The sequence below is a fragment of the Pseudacidovorax sp. RU35E genome (genome assembly GCF_900156165.1).
Taxonomy (GTDB): Bacteria; Pseudomonadota; Gammaproteobacteria; order Burkholderiales; family Burkholderiaceae_C; genus Xenophilus.
On sequence record NZ_FTMY01000007.1, the window covers coordinates 20,357 to 42,634 of the forward strand.

At 68.9% G+C, this 22,278-nt stretch carries 16 protein-coding genes and 6 tRNA genes; 9 read left to right on the forward strand and 13 right to left on the reverse strand.

Features of this window, described 5'->3' with window-relative positions; all coding sequences use genetic code 11:
- Positions 1–36: 36 nt before the first annotated feature.
- Positions 37–2,352 carry a DNA internalization-related competence protein ComEC/Rec2 gene (locus BXA03_RS13590; RefSeq protein ID WP_083716099.1) on the reverse strand — a complete coding sequence of 772 codons (2,316 nt, stop codon included), beginning with the start codon at positions 2,350–2,352 and terminating at the stop codon, positions 37–39.
- Between the two features lie 211 nt (positions 2,353–2,563).
- On the opposite strand from BXA03_RS13590, the gene BXA03_RS13595 reads away from it, so the two are divergent.
- The 7 genes from BXA03_RS13595 to BXA03_RS13625 all read left to right on the forward strand — a co-directional run bounded on the left by BXA03_RS13595 (position 2,564) and on the right by BXA03_RS13625 (position 13,242).
- Positions 2,564–6,097: a transglutaminase family protein gene (locus BXA03_RS13595; protein WP_076508621.1), complete on the forward strand. Its 3,534-nt coding sequence runs from the start codon at positions 2,564–2,566 to the stop codon at positions 6,095–6,097.
- 162 nt (positions 6,098–6,259) lie between these two features.
- Positions 6,260–9,007 carry a circularly permuted type 2 ATP-grasp protein gene (locus tag BXA03_RS13600; protein WP_076508623.1) on the forward strand — a complete coding sequence of 916 codons (2,748 nt, stop codon included), beginning with the start codon at positions 6,260–6,262 and terminating at the stop codon, positions 9,005–9,007.
- Positions 9,008–9,009: 2 nt separating this feature from the next.
- The gene (locus BXA03_RS13605) at positions 9,010–10,086 is read left to right on the forward strand and encodes a transglutaminase family protein (protein WP_076508625.1); all 1,077 of its coding nucleotides are present in this window, start codon (positions 9,010–9,012) and stop codon (positions 10,084–10,086) included.
- An 86-nt stretch (positions 10,087–10,172) separates the two neighbouring features.
- Positions 10,173–10,628, forward strand: a complete 456-nt coding sequence (locus BXA03_RS13610) for a RidA family protein (protein WP_076508627.1) — start codon at positions 10,173–10,175, stop codon at positions 10,626–10,628.
- Between the two features lie 4 nt (positions 10,629–10,632).
- Complete coding sequence (locus tag BXA03_RS13615; protein WP_076508629.1) at positions 10,633–10,929, forward strand: hypothetical protein; 297 nt, start codon at positions 10,633–10,635, stop codon at positions 10,927–10,929.
- The gene (locus BXA03_RS13620) at positions 10,926–12,002 is read left to right on the forward strand and encodes a PLP-dependent cysteine synthase family protein (protein ID WP_076508631.1); all 1,077 of its coding nucleotides are present in this window, start codon (positions 10,926–10,928) and stop codon (positions 12,000–12,002) included. The genes BXA03_RS13615 and BXA03_RS13620 overlap by 4 nt, the downstream gene beginning before the upstream one ends.
- Before the next feature lie 121 nt (positions 12,003–12,123).
- Complete coding sequence (locus BXA03_RS13625) at positions 12,124–13,242, forward strand: lipocalin-like domain-containing protein (RefSeq protein ID WP_076509302.1); 1,119 nt, start codon at positions 12,124–12,126, stop codon at positions 13,240–13,242.
- Positions 13,243–13,324: 82 nt separating this feature from the next.
- On the opposite strand, the gene BXA03_RS13630 is transcribed toward BXA03_RS13625, so the two are convergent.
- The 12 genes from BXA03_RS13630 to folC form a co-directional block, all read right to left on the reverse strand.
- Positions 13,325–13,401 (reverse strand) — tRNA-Asp (locus tag BXA03_RS13630).
- Between the two features lie 58 nt (positions 13,402–13,459).
- Positions 13,460–13,535: transfer RNA gene (locus BXA03_RS13635), tRNA-Glu, on the reverse strand.
- 21 nt (positions 13,536–13,556) lie between these two features.
- Positions 13,557–13,632 (reverse strand) — tRNA-Ala (locus BXA03_RS13640).
- 60 nt (positions 13,633–13,692) lie between these two features.
- Positions 13,693–13,769, reverse strand: a tRNA-Asp gene (locus BXA03_RS13645).
- 47 nt (positions 13,770–13,816) lie between these two features.
- Positions 13,817–13,892: transfer RNA gene (locus BXA03_RS13650), tRNA-Glu, on the reverse strand.
- Between the two features lie 46 nt (positions 13,893–13,938).
- Positions 13,939–14,014: transfer RNA gene (locus BXA03_RS13655), tRNA-Ala, on the reverse strand.
- Between the two features lie 64 nt (positions 14,015–14,078).
- Complete coding sequence (gene gltX / locus BXA03_RS13660) at positions 14,079–15,473, reverse strand: glutamate--tRNA ligase (protein WP_076508633.1); 1,395 nt, start codon at positions 15,471–15,473, stop codon at positions 14,079–14,081.
- Positions 15,470–16,696, reverse strand: a complete 1,227-nt coding sequence (locus tag BXA03_RS13665) for an O-succinylhomoserine sulfhydrylase (protein ID WP_076508636.1) — start codon at positions 16,694–16,696, stop codon at positions 15,470–15,472. Before BXA03_RS13665 ends, gltX begins: the two co-directional genes overlap by 4 nt.
- Positions 16,697–16,698: 2 nt before the next feature.
- A complete protein-coding gene (purF, locus tag BXA03_RS13670; RefSeq protein WP_076508638.1) occupies positions 16,699–18,219 on the reverse strand; it encodes an amidophosphoribosyltransferase in 1,521 nt (506 codons plus the stop codon).
- A gap of 22 nt (positions 18,220–18,241) precedes the next feature.
- A complete protein-coding gene (locus BXA03_RS13675; RefSeq protein ID WP_076508641.1) occupies positions 18,242–18,727 on the reverse strand; it encodes a CvpA family protein in 486 nt (161 codons plus the stop codon).
- Positions 18,728–18,739: 12 nt separating this feature from the next.
- Entirely contained in the window at positions 18,740–19,708 is a 969-nt protein-coding gene (locus tag BXA03_RS13680) for an SPOR domain-containing protein (protein ID WP_076508644.1), read from the reverse strand.
- A 70-nt stretch (positions 19,709–19,778) separates the two neighbouring features.
- The gene (gene folC / locus BXA03_RS13685; RefSeq protein ID WP_076508647.1) at positions 19,779–21,086 is read right to left on the reverse strand and encodes a bifunctional tetrahydrofolate synthase/dihydrofolate synthase; all 1,308 of its coding nucleotides are present in this window, start codon (positions 21,084–21,086) and stop codon (positions 19,779–19,781) included.
- Positions 21,087–21,245: 159 nt separating this feature from the next.
- Here folC and BXA03_RS13690 point away from each other — a divergent pair, with 159 nt between their 5' ends.
- A complete protein-coding gene (locus BXA03_RS13690; protein WP_076508650.1) occupies positions 21,246–21,599 on the forward strand; it encodes an ArsC family reductase in 354 nt (117 codons plus the stop codon).
- Between the two features lie 78 nt (positions 21,600–21,677).
- Positions 21,678–22,250: a hypothetical protein gene (locus BXA03_RS13695; RefSeq protein ID WP_143476308.1), complete on the forward strand. Its 573-nt coding sequence runs from the start codon at positions 21,678–21,680 to the stop codon at positions 22,248–22,250.
- The last annotated feature ends 28 nt before the right edge of the window (positions 22,251–22,278 follow it).

The window sequence follows — 22,278 nt, forward strand, 5'->3', positions numbered from 1 at the left end:
AAGGCCATCTCCCGGGCCCGTCGCACGCAAAAGTTTTCATTCTTCGACCGTCGTCGCCGGCGGCCGGTGGTGCCAATAGCGGGCCGACTCCTGGCGTTCGCACCGGACGGCAGCCGGCTCGGCGCTGCGCCAGCGGGCGGCACCGCAGCGGGCGGACTCATGGAAAGCGATGCCTTCCGCGCCGAAGCGCGCCCGCACCTCGGGCGCCGGATGGCCATACGGGTTGCGCCAGCCGTTCTGGGCGATGGCGACGCGCGGCCGCACTGCCCGCAGCCAGGACAGGCTGGACGAACTGCGGCTGCCATGGTGGCCCACCATCAGCAGGTCGGCCTGGAGTCCATCGCCGACGGCCTGCACGAGCTGCAGCTCCTGCGCCTGTTCCAGGTCCCCTGTCAGCAGCGCACTCGCTTGCCCATTGGAGATTCGCAGCACACAGGAATCGGCGTTGCGCTGGGCCAGCGGCTGAGCCGCCTCGGGTACGGGATGCAGCACCTCGAAGTCGACGCCCTCCCAGCGCCAGCGCAGGCCGCGTGCACAGGGCGCGCCGAACTCGGCCACCGCGGGATGGGCGGCACGCACCGACTCGGCACCGCCGGTATGGTCGGTGTCGCGGTGGCTCAGCAGCAGCCGGTCCAGCCGCAGGCCCAGGGCACGCAGCAACGGCACCAGCACGCGCTCGCCCGCGTCGCTGCGCGGACCGTAGCGCGGACCGGCGTCGAAGAGCAGCACATGGCCCGAAGTGCGCACGACGATCGCGCTGCCCTGCCCCACATCCGCCGCCAGCACCTCGAATTCGCCGGGCGCGATGGGCTCGGCCTTCCACATCAGCACCGGCAGCACGAGCGGCAAGCCGAGCAGCCGCCAGCGCCAGGGGCCGGGCATGACCAGCAACATGCCGCCCATCACGCCCGCCGCCGCAGCCCACAGCGGTGGCGCGGCCGCGCTGAAGGTCGCGCCGGGCAGCGTCGCCGCCCAGCCGAGCGCGCTTCGCAGCGCGTCCACCGCCCCGGCTGCCAGGTCCCAGCAGGCAGGCACCGCGATGCCCGCCATTGCGAGCGGCGTGACGACCAGCGTGACGACAGGGATCGCGACCAGGTTGGCCGCCAGCCCCACCACCGACACCTGCTGAAACAGCAGCAAGCCGAGCGGGGCCAGGGCGATGGTGACCACGCCCTGCTCCCGCAGCAGGCGCCGCAATGCCGCACCCCGCCCCGGGCTGGCCACACCCGGTCCGGCATCGGTGGCGAACAGCACGGCGACCGCCACGAAGCTGAGCCAGAAGCCCGCCTGCATCAGCCCCCATGGATCGATCGCCACCACCAGCGCGAAGACCACCAGCCACGCCACTGGCCAGGGCCAACGCCGGGCCGAGAGCCGCAGCAGGACGGCCTGCCCGAGCATCCACACCGTGCGCTGGGATGGCAGACCCCAGCCGCTGAAGGCGGCATACAGCGCCGCCAGCAGCACGCCGCCGACCAGCCCCGCATGCTGCGCAGGCCAGCGCAGCATCAACCACGCGCCGAGCCGCCAGAGACGGCCGATCACAGCGGCGGCCAGCCACGCGAACATGGTCACGTGCAGGCCCGAGATGCTCATCAGGTGCGCGACGCCGGTCAGGCGGAAGACGGCCCAGTCCGCCGGCGCGATGGCTGACTGGTCGCCAGTGACCAGGGCCGCCACCACCCTTCCCGCGCTGCTGCTGCCGGTGCGTTCGAGGATGCGATCGCGCACCGATTCGCGCGCACGCTCCAACGGCCATGCCCACCAAGACGGCCCGCTGAGCCGAACAGGAGCGGGCGCAGGCCGTACCGCGCCAGTCGCCTGGATGTCCTGCTCGAACAACCAGAGCTCGTAATCGAAGCCATGCGGATTGAGCGTCCCGTGCGGCGCGCGCAGCCGCACGGGCAGGCGCCACCGTTCGCCGACATGGAGGGGCAGCGGTGCCGCAACCGCCTCCGGCCAGAACAGGATGGCGCGGCCGGACAGGGGCGCGCCACCCGCCGGCGTGAATTCGAAGCGCAGACCGCCGTCGCGGCGCTGTGGCATGCCCGTCACATGCCCGTCGAGGACGAGCTCCTGGCCTTCGAGGGCGGGTGGCAGCGCATCGGCCAGACGTTGGCCGGCGCGCCAGCCCGCTTGCGCAAAGCCGAGGGCTGCGCCTGCGGCCAGGGCGAGCAGCAGACCGGCACGACGCAACCGTGCATGCGGCAGGCCGGACAGCAGCCAGGCCGCCACGCCGAGAAGTGCAACTGCGACATAAGTGCGTCCGGGCCACAGCACCGGCTGCCGAAGCTGCAGCGCCACGCCGGCCACGGAGGCGGCCAGCGCCGCCATCGCGCCCTGCCAACCCATGCCCCGCCATGCACCCATCACGGCACGCAGGCACCCTCGTGCGCGTACCGCCGCCCTGCCTGTCTTCAAGCCTTTTCTCTCCCTGAACGGCCCGCCGCATGGGGGTACCGATGGCGCAGTCCTTGCTTGCTTCTCGGCTAGCATGCGCCCCTCGGGCCCGTCATTGCTGCACGTGCGCCGCCACCAGAATAAGCCCAAACCTCCCAGCCACATGTCGATCCACGCCGCCCTCCACCACGTCACACGCTACAAGTACGACCGGCCCGTCCAGCTCGGTCCGCAGGTCGTGCGGCTGCGCCCCGCGCCGCATTGCCGCAGCAATGTGATCTCGTACTCGCTGCGCGTCGAGCCGGCCGAGCATTTCGTCAACTGGCAGCAGGATCCCTTCGCGAACTACCAGGCACGGCTGGTCTTCCCGAAGAAGACGACCGAGTTCACCGTGACGGTGGACCTCGTGGTCGAGATGGCGGTCTACAACCCCTTCGACTTCTTCCTTGAGCCGCACGCGGAGACGGTGCCCTTCAAGTACACCCCGGCCCAGGCCGAGGAACTGGCGCCCTACCTCGTCACCGAGCCGGCCACGCCCCTGGTGGCGGCCTACCTCGAGAAGATCGACCGCAGCGAAAAGCGCACCATCGACTTCCTGGTGCAGATCAACCAGCAGGTGCAGCAGGACGTCAAGTACCTGATCCGCATGGAGCCCGGCGTGCAGACGCCGGAAGAGACGCTCGAGAAGGCCAGCGGCTCCTGCCGCGACTCCGGCTGGCTGCTGGTGCAACTGCTGCGCCACATGGGCCTGGCGGCGCGCTTTGTGTCGGGCTACCTGATCCAGCTCACGCCCGACGTCAAGTCGCTCGACGGCCCGAGCGGCACCGAGGTCGACTTCACCGATCTGCACGCGTGGTGCGAGGTCTATCTGCCCGGCGCCGGCTGGATCGGTCTGGACGCCACCTCCGGCCTGCTGGCCGGCGAAGGCCACATCCCGCTGGCCTGCACGCCCAGCCCCTCGAGCGCCGCGCCCATTGAAGGCCTGGTGGACGAGGCGGAGGTCGAGTTCGACCACGAGATGGTGGTCAGCCGCATCTACGAATCGCCGCGTGTCACCAAGCCCTACACCGACGACCAGTGGGCCGAAGTGCTGGCCTTGGGCGAGGCGGTCGATACCCGCCTGGCGGCCGGCGACGTGCGCCTGACCATGGGCGGCGAGCCCACCTACGTGGCCAACAGCGATCGCGACGCCGCCGAATGGAACACCGACGCCCTGGGCCCCACCAAGCGCGGCTACGCCACCGAACTGGTCGACCGCCTGCGCGCCGAATATGGCCACGGCGGCTTCCTGCATTTCGGCCAGGGCAAGTGGTACCCGGGCGAACAGCTGCCCCGCTGGGCGCTGTCGATCTTCTGGCGGGCCGACGGCCAGCCGATTTGGCACAACCCCGCGCTCTTTGCCGACGAGCGCAAGCCTGCCAGCTACACCAGCGCAGATGCCGAGCGCTTCACCCGCACCCTGGCGGGCAAACTGGGCCTTTCGGAGCGCTTCATCCAGCCGGGCTACGAGGACGTCTACTACTACCTCTGGCGCGAGCGTCGGCTACCGGTCAACGTCGACCCCTTCGAGTCCAACCTCGACGACGAACTGGAGCGCGCCCGCCTGCGCCGCGTGTTCACGCAGAAGCTCGATGCCGTGATCGGCTACGTGCTGCCGCTTGAGCCCGCGTCCGATGCCACCGGCAGCCCGGCCCTGGCCGGCGCTGGCTGGAAGACCGGCCCGTGGTTCCTGCGGGACGACCGCATGTACCTCATCCCCGGCGATTCGCCCATGGGCTACCGCCTGCCGCTGGATTCGCAGCCCTGGGTGACCAAGGGCGACTTTCCCTACCTGGTCGACCGCGATCCCCACGGCCCACAGACGGCCCTGCCCCCGGCCGCCGAACTGCGGGCCCGCTATGCCGAAGCCTGGAGGCAGGGCGGCATGGGCGCCGCAGCCGGTGACGTGGCCTATGTGCAAGGTACGCCGCGCAGCGCCAGTGCCAGTGCCACCGTGCGCCTGCAACCGCCGAGTGCGACCGGCGCGTCCGGCGGGGACGTGGCTCCCGGCGACGGCAGCGCCCGCCATGTGGCCGAAGGCGCCAACGTACGGTTTCCGAGCCGCGGCGAATCCGCCCACTGGATCACGCGCACCGCGTTGTGCGTGGAGGCGCGCGACCCGCGCCGCGCCAACGGCCCGGCCGCCGAGAAGGTCGGCAAGGCCTCTGGCGTGCTCTACATCTTCATGCCGCCCCTGGCCTTCCTGGAGGACTACCTCGACCTGCTCGCCGCTGTCGAGGCCACGGCCGAGGAGCTGGGCATGCAGATCGTGCTCGAAGGCTACCCGCCGCCGCGCGACGCCCGCCTGAAGATGCTGCAGGTCACCCCCGACCCGGGCGTGATCGAGGTCAACATCCACCCCGCGCACAACTGGGGCGAGCTGGTGCAGCACACCGAGTTCCTCTACGACGCCGCCTTCCAGACGCGCCTGACGGCCGAGAAGTTCATGACCGACGGCCGCCACACCGGCACCGGCGGCGGCAACCACTTCGTGCTGGGCGGTGCCACCCCGGCCGACAGCCCTTTCCTACGCCGGCCCGAGCTGCTGGCCAGCCTGGTGCTGTACTGGCACAACCATCCGTCGCTGTCGTACCTGTTCTCGGGCATGTTCATCGGCCCGACCAGCCAGGCGCCGCGCGTGGACGAGGCCCGCAACGACCAGCTCTACGAGTTGGAGATCGCCATCAAGGAGATCGTGCGCAACCGCGAACTCTATGGCCAGAGCATGCCGCCCTGGCTGGTGGACCGCACGCTGCGCAACATCCTGATCGACGTCACCGGCAACACGCACCGCAGCGAGTTCTGCATCGACAAGCTCTACTCGCCCGACGGCCCGACTGGCCGCCTGGGCCTGCTGGAGCTGCGCGCCTTCGAGATGCCGCCCCATGCCCGCATGAGCATCGTGCAGCAGTTGCTGCTGCGCGCCCTCATCGCCCGCTTCTGGGACACGCCCTACCAGGCGCCTGCCACCCGCTGGGGCACCGAGCTGCACGACCGCTTCCTGCTGCCGACCTTCGTCAAGATGGACTTCGACGACGTGATCGCCGAGATGCGCCAAGCCGGTTTCCCATTCCAGGCGGAATGGTTCGCGCCGCATTTCGAGTTCCGCTTCCCGCTGGTCGGCGAGGTGCAGGCCATGGGCGTCGAGCTGTCGCTGCGCAACGCGCTGGAGCCCTGGCACGTGATGGGCGAGCAGGGCGCGCCCGGCGGCACGGTGCGCTATGTCGACTCCTCGCTGGAGCGGGTGGAGGTGCGCGTCACCGGCCTCAACCAGAGCCGCTATGCCGTCACGGTCAACGGCAAGGTGCTGCCGCTGCAGCCCACCGGCGTGGCCGGCGAGTACGTGGCCGGCGTGCGCTACAAGGCCTGGAACCCGCCTTCGTCGCTGCACCCGACCATTCATCCGCATGCGCCGCTGACCTTCGACATCGTCGACACCTGGATGAAGCGCTCGCTGGGTGGCTGCCAGTACCACGTCGCCCACCCGGGCGGACGCAACTACACCACCTTCCCGGTCAATGCCTACGAGGCCGAAAGCCGGCGCCTGGCGCGCTTCTCGCGCATGGGCCACACGCCCGGCATGCTGCGCACGCCGCCGGCCAACATCGAGGTGGTGGGCAGCCGCGAATTCCCGTTCACGCTGGACCTGCGGCGATGACCGCAACGGCCGCAGCCTGGCCCCTGGGCAGCGCGCGCGGCCGTCGACGTCACGACGCGGTGCAGCCCAACGCACCCCGCGTCGTGAAATCGTTCACGCTCCGGGTTGCGGGCATTGGCGGTCCACGGCCGCCTGTGAATCCAATGTGACAATCCGCCGGCTGTGGACCCGCTGAACGACTCCCTCTTCGACGCCCAGGGCCTGGAAACACCAGCCGCCTTCGCGGCCGCCTTGGCGCCCGCGGCCGAACCGGGCCACTTCGACGAGCTGCGCGGGCGCACCAGTCCGCTGCGTCCGCCCTCGGCCGCAGCGGCCGCCCCCACGGCGCCCGCACTCACCCTGGCAACGGCCGAGGTTGCGGCGGACGACGAAGCCGAGGCGACCGACGCTGCCCCCACAGATCGCACGGAAGACGCCGAACCCCTGACACCGGCCTGGACCCAGTTCTTCGAGGAACTCGGTCCCGAGGGTTTTGCCGACCTTCCACGCCGCGCCCTCAGCCTGGAGCGGCAGATCCGCGACAACGGCGTCACCTACAACGTCTACGCCGACACCGATGGCCCGCAGCGGCCCTGGTCGCTGGATCTGTTTCCACTGATCGTGCCGCCCGGCAGTTGGGCGCAGATCGAAACGGGCGTGCTTCAGCGCGTGCGCATCCTCGACCGGGTGATGGCCGACGTCTACGGCCCGCAGACCCTGCTGCAAGAGGGCCTGCTGCCCGCCGCGCTGGTGCGGGGCCATCCTGGCTATCTGCGCCAGATGCATGGGGTCAAACCGCCTGGCGACACCTGGCTGCGCATCGCCGCCTTCGACCTGGCCCGCGGGCCGGACGGCAACTGGTGGGTCGTCTCCCAGCGCACCCAGGCGCCCTCTGGCCTTGGCTATCTGCTGGAGAACCGTCTGGCCGTGTCGCGGCAATTCCCGCAGGCCTTCGAGTCCCTGCAGGTGCAGCGCCTGGCCGCCACCTACACCGCCATGATGGAAGGGCTGCAGCGCATGTGTCCGGCGGGCTCACCCCCGCACATCGCGCTGCTCACGCCCGGCCCGTACAACGAAACCTACTTCGAGCACGCCTACCTGGCCCGATACCTCGGCGTGACGCTGGTGGAGGGCAACGACCTCACGGTGCGCGACGAGCGCCTCTATCTCAAGACGCTGCAGGGCCTGCGCCCGGTGCACGGCCTCATCAAGCGACTGGACGATCCCTTCCTCGATCCGCTGGAACTTCGTCCTGACTCCACGTTGGGCGTGCCCGGACTGCTCCAGGTAATCCGCGCCGGGAACCTGCTGATCGCCAACATGCCGGGCTCGGCCTTCCTCGAATCGCCCGCGCTGCTGGGGTTTCTTCCGGCGCTATCGCGGCGCCTGCTGGGCGAGGAACTGGCCCTGCCCGCCCTGCCCACCTGGTGGTGCGGCGAGCGGGCCGCCATGGAAGCCGCCCTTCCCCGTCTGGCCGAATGCGCGGTCAAGCCGACCTATCCCGGCTCGACCATCCATCCCAGCTTCGAGGCGGTGCTCGGCACCCAGCTTGACCAGCGCGCCCTGGACGAATGGGCCGGCCGCATCATCCGCCAGAGCGATGCCCACACGGTACAGAGCTACCTGCCGCTGTCGCAGATGCCCACCTGGTCGCATGAACTGGGGCCCGGGCGCATCGCGCCAAAGGCCGTGATGTTGCGCGTCTTCGCCGTCAACGACGGTTCGCAGAGCTGGCGTGTGCTCCCTGGCGGTCTGGCCAGACTGGCCGGGCAGGATGCGCAGATCGCCTCGATGCAGCGCGGCGGCAGCAGCGCCGACGTGTGGGTCCAGACCGAGGGCGAGGTGGACCGCAGCACCCGCCTGGCGCCGCAGAGCACGCCCGCTTCGCTGCAGCGCCATCGTGCACCCGTCACCAGCCGCGCCGCCGAGAACATGTACTGGCTGGGCCGCTACACCGAACGCGCGGAAAACACGCTGCGTCTGGCGCGTCTCACGCTCGAGAACCTGTCCGGCGAGGACCAGTTCTCACGCCCGCTGGTGGCGTGGCTGCACGAGATGGCCCTGCGCAATGCGCTGGTGCCTCGCGAGGTGCCGGGCCTGGCGCGCCAGCAGGAAGGCGCCCGTGCCGCCCAGAGCAGGCGGCTGTTCGAGCGCGCACTGATCGCCGAACTCGGCCAGTCGCAGAACGGCCGCAGCGTGGGCTTCAACCTGCGCTGCCTGCGCGAGGCCGCGCAGGCCGTGCGCGAGCGCCTGTCGCAGGAGCACTGGAACCACATCGTGCGCGCCGAGGCCGACCTCGTGCGCCGCTGCCAGGAACAGGCCGGCGAAAGCGGCGAAGGCCGCTATGCCGTGGGCGCCACGCTGCGCACGCTGGAGGCGACGAGCGCCGCGCTCGCGGCCATCACCGGCGCCCAGACCGACCGCATGACGCGCGACGACGCTTGGCGACTGCTGTCCATCGGTCGGCACATCGAGCGACTGTCCTTCCTTGCCAGCGCGCTGGGGGCTGGCTTTGAACATGGCACGGTGCACGAGGCCAGCGGCTTCGAGGCGCTGGTGGGACTGTTCGACAGCACCATCACCTTCCATGCCCGCTATCAGCAGCGGCGCGACGTGGCCTCGCTCGTCGACCTGCTGGTGCAGGACGGCGACAACCCACGCTCGCTGGCCTGGGTCACGCACACGCTGCGCAAGCGCCTGGCCAAGCTGGCCGGCAGCGCGCCCGATCGGCTCACGGCCCTGTCGTACGAACTGCCCAATCCGGACGAGTGGGCGTTGGAGCGGCTGTGCGATCCGGCGCCGGCCGGGCAGTACGGCATGCTGATGCAGACGCTCGCACGCTGCGAGACGGCGGCCTATCACGTCTCCGACGCCATCGGTGTGCGCTACTTCACCCTCACCTTCGAGACCGTGCGGTCGGTGGGTGCCTGACCATGCTGCTGCACGTCACCCACGAGACCCGTTACGACTACGCGCCCGCCGTCGAGACGGCGCAGCACATGGCACACCTGCGCCCACGCGACCTCGGCTGGCAGGCGGTGCTGGACCATCGGCTGGTCATCTCGCCCGCGCCGGTCCACCGCCGCGAGTCGGACGACATCTACGGCAATCGCCGCACCTTCTTTGCGTTCGAGTCCACGCACGACCAACTGGTGGTCACGGCCGAGAGCCTGGTCCGCACCGCACAGCCGGCCCTCTCGCCGCGTGCCGACGCGCGCTTGGCCTGGGACGTGGTGCGTGAACGCTTCCGCTACCGCGCCGGCCAGCATGACGATGCAGCCTCCGACTTCGTGTTCCCCTCGCGCCACGTGCCGCCGCACGACGACTTCGCGGCCTATGCCCGGGCCAGCTTTCCGCCGGGACGGCCGCTGTTCGAGGCGGCGATGGATCTCACGTTGCGCATCTACCGCGACTTCGAATACGCCAGCGGCAGCACCGAGATCAACACGCCGGCCGTGCAAGCCCTGGCGCAGCGCCGCGGCGTCTGCCAGGACTTCGCCCACATCATGATCGGCTGCTGCCGTGCGCTGGGTTTGCCCGCGCGCTATGTGAGCGGCTACCTGCTGACGCAACCGCCGCCGGGCCAGCCGCGCCTGGTGGGCGCGGACGCGTCGCATGCCTGGGTCGAGGTGTACCTGCCCGGGACCGGCAGCGATGCGCAGCACCCGGCTTCGGGCCTGGGCGATTGGGCTGGCTTCGATCCGACGAACGGCCGTCAGCCAGGCCCCGATTACGTCGTGCTGGCCGTCGGCCGCGACTTTGCCGACGTGTCGCCCATGCGGGGCGTGCTGCATGGCGGCGCGCGCCATGTGCTGGATGTGGGCGTCACGGTGCAGCCCTTCGACGAACTGCCGGCGGCGCGCCGCGAGGCCCTGGCGGCAGGCCTGGTTCCGGATCCAGCGGCCGCGCCGGCCAGAGCATCATCGCCCACTGCGCCTGTATTGCCGCCGCTGGCTGACGCCTCGGACCGCGACGACGGCCGGCCGGTGCCCATGCCGGACAATCGCTGACCACACGCCGTCGTGCCGCGACGGCATCCACCGGCAGCCGCAGGCCGGTCGGGCCTCCCTCTCCTTCTCCCCTTCTGGAGTCCTCCATGTCCATCCAAGACAAGCTCAAGCAACTCGGCATCGACCTGCCGCCCGTGGCCGTGCCTGCCGCGGCTTACGTCCCCTTCGTGCAGACCGGCAACCTGGTCTTCCTCTCCGGTCACATCGCCAAGAAGGACGGCAAGCCCTGGGTCGGCCAACTGGGCGTGAACCTCGCCACCGAAGAAGGCAAGCAGGCCGCGCGTGGCGTTGCGATCGACCTGCTGGGTACGCTGCAGGCGGCCCTTGGCGATCTGGAGCGCGTGCGCCGCATCGTCAAGGTGATGAGCCTGGTCAATTCGGCGCCCACCTTCACCGAGCAGCATCTGGTCACCAATGGCGCCAGCGAGCTGTTCGCCGCCGTGTTCGGCGAGCGGGGTGCCCACGCCCGCAGCGCCTTCGGCGTGGCACAGATTCCGATGGGCGCCTGCGTCGAGATCGAACTGATCGCCGAGGTGGACTGACACGATGCGCCTCCGACTCCTCACCCTGTGCGCGCTCACGGCCTTGACGGCCGCCTGCGCCACGCCTGAAGACGCGCCGCCGCCTGTCGCGTCGATGCCCATGGCACCGCCCCCGCCGCGACTGGTTGGCGACGACGGCGATGCCGCTGCCGACGGCCCGCAGAGTTGCAAGATCTCCGCAGGCTACGTCTGGTGCGACAGCAGCCGGCGCTGCGAGCGCCCCTGGGAGCTGGCGCGCGAAAAGGGTTTCCCCAACACGCTGGAAGGCTTTCAGGCCTTCTGCAAACCCCTGCCCAAATGAGCAGCAAGTTCTCGCAAGACAGCGCCCGTGCCTGGCTGAACGACGCCATGCGCCGTATCGAGGCCGACTACCAGCGCAGCGCCGACACGCACCTCATCCCGCTGCCGCTGCCTGCCTTCGAAGCGGCCGGCATCGACCTCTATCTCAAGGACGAATCCACCCACCCGACCGGCAGCCTCAAGCACCGGCTGGCGCGCTCGCTGTTCCTGCATGCGCTCGTCAACGGCTGGGTGCGCGAAGGCACCACGGTGATCGAGGCCTCCAGCGGCTCGACGGCCGTGAGCGAAGCCTACTTCGCACGGCTGCTGGGCCTGCCCTTCGTGGCGGTGATGCCGCGCAGCACGTCGGCCGAGAAGGTGGCGCAGATCGCCTTCTATGGCGGCCGCTGCCATTTCGTCGACCATGCCTGGGAGGTCTACGACGAGGCGCAGGATCTGGCCCACGAATGCGGCGGCCATTACATGGACCAGTTCACCTACGCCGAACGGGCCACCGATTGGCGGGGCAACAACAACATCGCGGACAGCATGTTCCAGCAGATGGCGCAGGAGCGGCATCCCGTGCCGGCCTGGATCGTGGTGGGCGCAGGCACCGGCGGCACCAGCGCGACCATCGGCCGCTATGTGCGTTTTCGCGGCCATGCGACACAGCTGGCCGTGGTCGACCCTGAAGGCTCCGCTTTCGCCGAGTTCCATGCCACGGGCGACTGGGACTGCGAAGGCAGCGGCTCACGCATCGAGGGGATTGGCCGTCCACGGGTGGAGCCCAGCTTCATCCCCAGCGTCGTGGATCGCATGATTCCGATGCCGGACATCGCCTCCATCGCTGGCATGCGGGTGCTCTCCAACCTGCTCGGCCGCAAGGTGGGCCCTTCCACCGGCACCAACTTCGTCGGGATGCTGGCACTGGCGCATGAGATGCTGGAGCAGGGGCAGCGCGGCTCGGTCCTGTCCTTGCTGTGTGACTCGGGCGAGCGTTATCTCGCGACGTACCACGACGCGCGCTGGGTCGACGACCGCTTCGGTGATTGCGCGGAAGCAGTCCGGGGAATCGAGGCCGCGCTGCACGGCTGAAGGCAGGCCGATGGGCCACCCGGGGAGGGGCCCAGCCCGGGCGCCGAATGCGCCCATCGCTGCTGACCATCAGGAGCCAGGCCGACTGTTAACGTCGGCCCCATCGGCGATCATGCTGGCGATGTTGCCCGCTGCGTTTCTTCCTGCTTTGCTGGCCGCCCGCCATCCGGCACCAATGGCCCGTCGACGCTGGCTCGGCCTTCTGGCCGCCAGCCTGCTGCCGGTGCCAGCGGCGCAGGCGCTTCCGATGCGGATCCTGCGCTTTCCGCGGGACCATGGCAGCCATCCTGAACTGCGAACGGAATGGTGGTATGCCACGGGTCATGCCGAGGCCGAGGGTGGCCATGCCTACGGCTTCCAGATCACCTTCTTCCGTTCACGGGTGGAAGGAACGCAGACGTTGCCTTCTGCATTCGCCGCGCGTCAGCTCGTGTTTGCCCATGCCGCGCTGACGGATCTGCAAGAAGGCAAGTTGCACCATGATCAGCGCATCGCCCGTGCCGGTTTCGGCATTGCAGACGCGGCCGAAGACGACACGCGGGTTCGGCTGCGTGATTGGTCGCTGGCAAGGGACTCCCGCAGCGGTATCTACGCAGCTGAGGCGCCGGGCGTCGACTTCGGTCTGTCGCTGCGCCTGCAACCGACACAAGCCCTGTTGCTGCAGGGGCAGGCAGGCCTTTCGCGCAAAGGTCCGCAGGCGTCCCAGGCCAGTTACTACTACAGCCAGCCGCAGCTGGCGGTGGAAGGCCGCATCGCCCTCACCGGGCGGCCGCCCATGAAGGTCCGTGGAAAGGCCTGGCTGGACCACGAATGGAGCGACGCGCTCCTGCATCCAGAGGCAGTGGGCTGGGACTGGATCGGCATGAACCTGGTTGACGGAAGCGCCCTCACGGCCTTTCGTCTAAGGCGGACCGATGGCAGCGCTCTGTGGGCCGGCGGCTCCTGGCGACCGGCGGGCGGGGAAGCACGGGCCTTCGAACATGACGAAGTGCGCTTCGAGCCGCTCCGGTTCTGGACGAGCCCGCTCTCGCGTGCACGCTATCCGGTGCAGTGCCGAGTCTCTACACCAGCCGGCCGTTTCGAGGTCCGTGCCCTGCTCGACGATCAGGAACTGGACAGCCGCGCCTCGACTGGAGCCATCTACTGGGAGGGCCTGAGCGACCTGCGCGATTCGGCCGGCCAGCGCGTGGGCCGCGGCTACCTGGAGATGACTGGCTATGCGCAGGCACTGAGACTCTGAGGGGAACCGAGCCGTGCAATGCGTCCATGCGCACCACCCAAAGAAAAAGCCCCTGCAGCAAGCTGCAAGGGCTTCGAATAACTGGCGGAGTGGACGGGACTCGAACCCGCGACCCCCGGCGTGACAGGCCGGTATTCTAACCAACTGAACTACCACTCCGCAGTGGTGCGACGTTTGCAACGTTCTCCGAGAAGAACGATGCCAAGTGCCACAAACTTGGCGACCCTACGGGGATTCGAACCCCGGTACTCACCGTGAAAGGGTGATGTCCTAGGCCTCTAGACGATAGGGTCAAAACCTGGACTGGTTTGAAGTGGTGGAGGTAAACGGGATCGAACCGATGACCTCTTGCATGCCATGCAAGCGCTCTCCCAGCTGAGCTATACCCCCACTGATCCTGGCTTTCACCAAGACCTTGAGATCGAAGGCTTGCGCCTGCGAACTGGAATCTGGCGGAGTGGACGGGACTCGAACCCGCGACCCCCGGCGTGACAGGCCGGTATTCTAACCAACTGAACTACCACTCCTGGCAGGCAGCGTTGCGCTCTGTTGCCAGAGCCAAGTGCTACGAACTTGGCGACCCTACGGGGATTCGAACCCCGGTACTCACCGTGAAAGGGTGATGTCCTAGGCCTCTAGACGATAGGGTCAAAACCTTGGACGAAAGTCTTGCGACTCTCTACGACGACACCTTGATGGTGGAGGTAAACGGGATCGAACCGATGACCTCTTGCATGCCATGCAAGCGCTCTCCCAGCTGAGCTATACCCCCGTTTCGACCGACGCTTTTGACGCCGACCCCGTCAGGTGTCGAGCCTTGCATTATATGCAGGCTTTTAAGCGTTCCGCAACCTTTCGTGCACCGTGTCTGCAGAAAAAAGCGCAAGCACCGCGTCGAGGGACGGCGTCTGCGGCGTGCCCATCACCAGCACGCGCACCGGCATCGCCAGAGCGGGCATCTTGAGGCCGTGCTGGGCCAACACCTCCTTGATCGCCGCGGCGATGGAAGGCTTGTCCCAAGCGGCCAATCCGGTCAATTTCTCGGCCAGCGAAGCGATGGCCGGGCGGACGGCGTCGGTGATGTGCTGCGCGCGGTCCGCCTCGCTGGCGGTGATGGGCGCGTAGAAGGCAGCGGCCCAGTCGGCCAGCGCCACAGTCGTGTCGCAGCGGTCCTTGAACAGGCCGCAGATGGCCGGCAGGCGCTCGTCAGACGTGATGCCGCGCTTGGCGAGCTGTGCCGCCACCAGCGGTGCGATCTGGTCGTCGGCCATGGCCTTGAGGTGCTGCGCATTCACCCAGCGCAGCTTGGCTTCGTCGAATTGGGCGGCGCTGCGGCCGAGGTGGTCCAGGTCGAACCATTCCAGGAACTGCGCGCGACTGAAGATCTCGTCGTCGCCGTGGCTCCAGCCCAGACGGGCCAGATAGTTGACCATGGCGTCGGGCAGGTAGCCTTCGTCGCGGTACTGCGTCACCGGCTTGGCGCCGTTGCGCTTGCTCATCTTCTCGCCCTGCTCGTTCAGCACGGTGGGCAGATGGGCATAGACCGGCGGCTCCTTGCCGAGGGCACGGAAGATGTTGATCTGCCGCGGCGTGTTGTTGACGTGGTCGTCGCCGCGGATGACATGGGTGATGCCCATGTCGATGTCGTCGACCACCACGCAGAAGTTGTACGTGGGCGTGCCGTCGGGCCGGGCGATGACCAGGTCGTCCAGTTCGTCGTTGCGGATCTCGATGCGGCCCTTGACCTTGTCGTCCCAGGCCACGACGCCGCCGATGGGGTTCTTGAAGCGCAGCACCGGCTGCACGCCCTCGGGGACTACCGGCAGCGTCTTGCCCGGCTCGGGCCGCCAGGTGCCGTCGTAACGCGGCTTTTCCTTGGCGGCCATCTGGCGCTCGCGCAGGGCGTCGAGTTCGGCCACGCTCATGTAGCAGGGATAGACCAGGCCCTGGGCCTGCATGTCCGCCAGCACCGCCTTGTAGCGGTCCATGCGCTGCATCTGATAGAAGGGACCTTCATCATGGTCCAGGCCCAGCCAGGCCATGCCTTCGATGATCACGTCGACGGCGGCCTGGGTCGAGCGCTCGAGGTCGGTGTCCTCGATGCGCAGGATGAAGTCGCCGCCGGTGGAGCGGGCGAAGGCCCAGGGGTACAGCGCCGAGCGGATGTTGCCCAGGTGGATGAAGCCCGTCGGCGAGGGGGCGAAGCGGGTCCGGGTGCGTGCGTTCGTCATGCGGGAAGAGAGCTCAGGCCGCGGTCGAGGTCCGCGGCAACGTCGTCGGTGTGTTCGAGGCCCACGGCCACGCGGATCAGGCCCTGGCCCACGCCAGCGGCCTGGCGCTGCGCCTCGGTCAGGCGACCGTGCGAGGTGCTGGCCGGGTGCGCGCACATGGTCTTGGTGTCGCCCAGGTTGGTGGCCAGCGACAGCCACTGCATCGCGTCCAGCACATGGAAGGCGCGGCGCCGAGCCTGCTCAGGGTCGGACGCCTTCACGTCGAAGGACAGCACCGCCCCGCCGCTGCCCGACTGTTGGGCCATGGCCAGTTCATGCTGCGGATGGCTGGCAAGGCCGGGGTAGTACACGCGGCCGACACCGGGATGCGCCTCCAGCCAGCGCGCCAGTTCCATGGCCTTGGCGGCCTGCGCCTTCATGCGGATGTCCAGCGTCTCCAGGCCCTTGAGCACCACCCAGGCATTGAAGGGCGCGAGCGTCATGCCGGCGCTCTTGAGCACGGGCAGGAACCTCTCCGTCACCATCTTCTGGCTGGCGCACAGGGCGCCGGCCATCACGCGGCCCTGGCCGTCCAGGTACTTGGTGCCCGAGTGCATGACGATGTCGGTACCCATGGCCATGGGCCGCTGCAGCGCGGGCGTGGCGAAGCAGTTGTCCACCGCCATCAGCGCGCCGTTCTCGTGCGCCAGATCTGACAGGGCGGCGATGTCGCACACCTCGGTCAGCGGATTGGTGGGCGTCTCGGCGAAGAGCAGCCGCGTGGTCCCCGGCCGCACGGCGGCCTTCCAGGCCGCAATGTCTGTCTGCGGCACGAAGCTCGACTCGACGCCGAACTTGGCCAGGTCCGAGCCGATCAGCTTGATGGTCGAGCCGAACATCGACTGCGAGCACACCACGTGGTCGCCCGCCTTGAGCAGGCCCATGCACATCATCAGGATGGCCGACATGCCGGAGGCGGTGGACATGCACGCCTCGGCCCCTTCGAGCGCAGCCAGGCGCTGCTCGAAGCTGGCGACGGTGGGGTTGCCGTAGCGGCCGTAGGTGAAGCCTTCCTCGTCGCCGGCGAAACGGCGGGCGGCGGACTCTGCCGACGGCTGGACGTAGCCGCTCGTCAGGTACAGCGCTTCGGAGTTCTCGCCGTACTGGCTGCGCGCCGTGGCGCGGCGCACGGCCTCGGTCTCGGGATGCAGGCCAGCCGGCAGTTCGCGATCTTGCGGGCTCATGGTCATTCGGTGTGGTTGGGCAGGGTCAGGCGCGAGGAATCGATGTCGGTCTCTTCGATGCGCGGACGGTTGCCGTTCATGCGCGTGATGGCCTCGGTGTCGATGTCGCCGGTGACATACACGCCGTCGAAGCAGGAGGCCTCGAAGCCGCCCAGCGGCACGGCACCGGGCGTCTTGGGCGCGGCCTTCATCACGGCGCGCTTCATGGCGTCCACGTCCTGGTAGATCAGGGCGTCGCAGCCGATGATCTGACGGATCTCCTCGATGGTGCGGCCATGGGCCACCAGCTCGTCCTTGGTCGGCATGTCGATGCCGTAGACGTTGGGAAAGCGCACCGGCGGCGCGGCGCTGGCCATATAGACCTTCCGCGCGCCGGCGTCGCGGGCCATCTGCACGATCTCGCGGCTGGTGGTGCCGCGCACGATGGAGTCGTCCACCAGCAGCACGTTGCGGTCCTTGAACTCGCTGGCGATCACGTTGAGCTTCTGGCGCACCGACTTCTTGCGCACCGCCTGGCCCGGCATGATGAAGGTGCGGCCCACGTAGCGGTTCTTGACGAAGCCCTCGCGGTACGGCACGCCCAGCAGGTGCGCGAGCTGCGTGGCGCTCGGGCGGCTGGATTCGGGGATCGGCACGATCACGTCGATCTCGCTCGGCGGCACGGTGGAGACCACGCGCTGCGCCAGCGTCTCGCCCAGGTTCAGGCGCGCCTGGTAGACCGAGATGCCGTCCAGCGTGGAGTCGGGCCGCGCCAGGTAGACGAACTCGAAGATGCAGGGATGCAGGCTGGCATCGGGCGCGCACTGGCGGGCATGCGCCTGGCCTTGCAGGTCGATGAAGACGGCCTCGCCCGGCAGCACGTCGCGCTCGAAGGTGAAGCCGGAGCCTTCCAGCGCCACCGATTCGCTGGCCACCATCACGCCGCCGTCGGCACTGCGGCCGAGGCACATCGGGCGGATGCCGTACGGATCGCGGAAGACCAGCAGGCCATGGCCCGCAATCATCGAAATGACGGCGTAGGAGCCGCGCAGCCGGCGGTGCACCGCCTCGACGGCCGTGAAGATGTCCTGGATGTGCAGCGGCACGCCGCGCGTGGCGCGCTCGATCTCGTGCGCCAGCACGTTGAGCAGCACCTCGGAGTCGCTCTCGGTGTTGGTGTGGCGATGGTCGGTGGAGAACAGCTCGGCCCGCAGCGCATGCGCGTTGGTGAGGTTGCCGTTGTGCACCAGCACGATGCCGAAGGGCGCATTGACGTAGAAGGGCTGGGCCTCTTCCTCGCTGTAGGCATTGCCCGCCGTCGGATAGCGCACCTGGCCCAGGCCGGTGGTGCCCGGCAGCGCGCGCATGTTGCGGGTGCGGAACACGTCGCGCACCATGCCCTTGGCCTTGTGCATGAAGAACTTGCGCTCCAGCATCGTCACGATGCCGGCGGCGTCCTGGCCGCGGTGCTGCAGCAGCAGCATGGCGTCATAGAGCAGTTGGTTGACGGGCGCGTTGCTGAAAACGCCGACGATTCCACACATGGGAGATCCTTGATTTCCTGAACTACGGAAGGTAGCTGGCCAGTTTCTGCGGCAGCGCGGGCTTGAGGCCCTGCAATGCCGCATCGATGAAGGGCGCGCCGGCCGACTCGCGCCACCAAGCCTGGTCGTGCCAGGCCATCACATGAACCACCACCGCGATCGCCAGCAGCGCCACAGCGGCACGGCCGACGCCGAACAGCGCACCGAGCGAACGGTCCACCGGCCGCAGTCCGGCCACGGTAACCAGGCGGCGCGTCATCGACGCAATGGCACCGCCTACGAAGGCGACGACGACGAAGATGAGCGCAAACGCCACCCCATAACGCCAAGGTGCCTCCGGTTCACCGAAAGGCAAGACCGCAGCCAGGCTCCCCGCCAGCCACTGCGCACACAGGAAGGCCGCGACCCACCCCGCCAGCGACAGCACTTCATAAACCAGTCCGCGCCACAGGCCCATCAGCAGCGACACCGCGATCAGCATCACGGCGATCCAGTCGAAGAGCGCCATGGCGCAGCGCGATCAGAGTGTGAGCACGGCAGCCGGCAACGCCAGCGCCTTGATGCGGGCGGCCGCCTTGTCGGCGTCGGCACGCGAAGAAAACGGCCCCACCCGTACGCGGGTGCGGTCACCCTGCGGCGTCTTGGCCACATGGGTATAGGTCTTGAGTCCGGCGCGCTCCAGCTTCTGGCGCGTTTCCTGGGCCTTGGCGGCGTCGGCAAAGGCGCCGACCTGGACCACGAAACGGCCCGCGGCCTCGGCCGACACAGCGGCCGCGGGTTGCGCCTGCGCCACGACCTGCTGCGCGGGCTTGCCTTCGAGCAGCGCGCGGGCGCGTGCGCCATCGTCACGGCCCGGCGTCGGGGTTGCTGGCTTGGCAGGCTCGGGTTTGGACGGCTCCGCCTTGGCGACTTCCGTCCTGGACTCAGGCTTGGCTTCGATCTTCGGGACCTCGGGCTTCGTCACCGGCGCCTTGGCTGGTTCGGGCTTTGCCTCGACCTTGGCCGCTTCGGGCTTGGCTTCGACGCGCGGGGAGTCCGGGCGCGGCGCCTCGCCCTTGGCCAACTCCGTGCTGGCCACGGCTTCGCGACGCGTCTCCATCGCTGGCGCCACCTTGGCCGTCGGCGCAGCTGCCGTCACCTCGCTGCCATCGGCGCGTTCCGTGATCACGCCGCCAGCCGGTGGCGGCATGGCGATTGCACCGGTGGCGCTGCGGGACGTGTCGGCCGCGGGCGCCTCGGCCTGGGCCAGTGGCCGGACCTTGCCGCGGTCAGGCATTTCGATGGGAATGTCGACGGCCACGGGCCGCGGCTGCGTGTCGAAAAGAAGAGGAAAACCGATCACGCCCAGCAGCACCAGCACGGCGGCACCGACGAGGCGATGGCGCGCACGGCGCCGCAGCGACTCGACGCTCTCGGCAGGTGCAGCCGAGACGTTGCCGCGGCCTTCCTTACCCGGAGAACCTTTGGATCGAAGCTTGAAGAAAGCCATGTGGACGTCGAATCCCCGAGCGGAGCGGCTGCCTGGCGGACGAAGGGCGAATAGCGCCGCAGCGACCGGATCAGGTTCCCGGCTGCAGATGCCGGGCTGTCAGCCGGGGCACACCGTGCGCGAGAACACCGCCGACGGTGAAGAAAGAACCAAAGACGACGATTCTATCAGCCGGGTCCGCCGCCCCTGTGGCCGCCGACAGGGCCGCCATGGGGTCGCCATGCATCGATGCGCTGGCGTCCGCGCGGCGGTTCAGCGCCGTCCACATCCGCATCAGGTCGGTCGCCCGGGCCGCCCGGGGCGTGGGCAGGTCGGTGAAGTACCAGCGGTCCACCAGCGGGCCCAGGCGTTCGAAGATCGGCGCCAGGTCCTTGTCCGCCATTGCACCGAACACCGCATGCGTGACGGGGAAAAAACCCATCGCGTCCAGGTTCTCGGCAAGCGCCGCGGCCGAATGGGGGTTATGGGCCACATCCAGCACCAGCGTCGGCTGGCCGGGCACGATCTGGAAGCGTCCCGGCAGTTCGACCGTGGCGAAACCCTGGCGGATGGCCTGCGCCGTCACCGGTAACCGTGGACGAAGCGCCTCCAGGGCTGCCAACACCCCGGCCGCGTTGATCAGCTGGTTGGCGCCTCGAAGAGCGGGATAGGCCAGCCCTGCGTAGCGGCGGCCCCGGCCGGACCAGGCCCACTGCTGCTTGTCGCCACTGACCGTGAAGTCACGGCCAGAGAGCCACAGGTCGGCGCCCAGTTCCTCGGCCCGGGCCACCACGCTGCGCGGCGGCACCGGATCGCTCACGATGGCCGGCCGGCCCGCGCGCAGCACGCCGGCCTTCTCCGCGCCGATGCTCTCGCGGTCGGTGCCGAGAAACTCGATATGGTCGATGTCCACGCTGGTGATCACGGCGCAATCGGCATCGATGATGTTGACGGCGTCCAGGCGGCCGCCGAGTCCGACCTCCAGGATCGCGGCATCGAGGCCCGAGGCCGCCATACACGAAAGGATGGCCAGCGTGGTGAATTCGAAGTAGGTCAGGGCCACCGCCTCGCCACCCGCAGCGCGGGCCGCCTCGACGGCCTCGAAATGCGGCAACAGCGCTTCGCCATCGACCGACTGGCCACCGATGCGCAGGCGCTCCTCGAAATGCACAAGGTGTGGCGAGGTGTAAACGCCGATTCGGTAGCCGGCCTGAGCCAGGATCGCTTCCAGCATGGCACAGGTGGAGCCTTTGCCATTGGTGCCGGCGACCGTGATGACGGGGCATTTCAGCGCGAGGCCCATGCGCCGGGCCACGGCCTGGACCCGGTCCAGCCCCAGGGCGATGTTCTTGGCGTGCAGTTGCTCGGCGTAGGCGAGCCAGTCGGCGAGGGTCTTCATAGGAGGGCGGCATTGTCGCCGAGCCCCTCCGCGTGCTTTGCGGCTCCCGTCCAATCACCGCCGGGCAGGCGGGAGATGCCCGGGCACCTTTCGCCGCGGCGCGGCCGTGCCGAGCCTGCTTTCAAGAGGCAGCGCACTCGTGAGGCATCATCGCGCCCCATGATCGACGTCTACGGCATTCCCAACTGCGACACCGTCAAGCGTGCCCGCACCTGGCTCGACAGCGAAGGCCAGGCCTACACCTTCCACGACTTCAAGAAGCAGGGCGTGCCGGAAGCCGCTCTTGCCCGCTGGCTCGCGGCCGTGGGATGGGAACCGCTGGTCAACCGCCGCGGCACCACCTGGCGGCAGTTGGACGAAGCTGCCCGGCAGTCCGTGGTCGACGCCGGATCGGCCGCCTCCGCGCTGCGCGCCCATCCGAGTCTGGTGAAACGCCCGGTCGTCGAATGGCCGGACGGCGCGGTTACCGTTGGTTTCGACGTCGAGGACTGGAAGACCCGCGTCGGACGTTGAGGGATTGAACCCGCAGCAGCGGGCGACGTCCAATCGAGGCTGCGGCGCATCTGCCGCTTTCATTCGCAGGAGATGTCCATGACCTTCCCCCGTCCGTCGCTCGGCGCCCTGGCTCTGGCCGTGGTCGCAAGCCTTGCCGCTCCGGCCTTCGCCCAGAGCCAGCCCCAGTACGCCGAGGGCCGCGTGCTGTCGAGCACTCCCGTCGTCGAGAACGGCCGCATAGGCTACAGCGTGCGCTACGAGTACAACGGCCGCACCTACACCACGCGCACCGACACGCCGCCCGGCCAAACCATCGGCCTGCAGGTGAGCGATCTGGGGGTCAGCACCTACCCGGTCGCGCCGCAGCCGAGCATGCAGACCGGCCAGGTCCCGCCTCCTGACGGCAACACCTATGCGACCCGCGCGCCCTGGGAACAGGTGGCTCCAGAGCCCGGGGTGGTGGTGTCAAATGCACCGATGCCGGCTCCGGCGCCGCAGGCGGTGGTGGCGCCGGGCTATCCGGTCTACACGACCGCGTACCCCGCACCCGTCTATTACCCGGCGCCCGTGGCTGCCCCGGTCTACACCTACCCGGCGCCTTACGTGTACCCGCCGGTGGGCCTGTCGCTCAACTTCGGCTACTCGCGCGGCTGGCACCGGCGCTGGTGAGCGACTTGGCCTGGAATGGGCAGCGCAC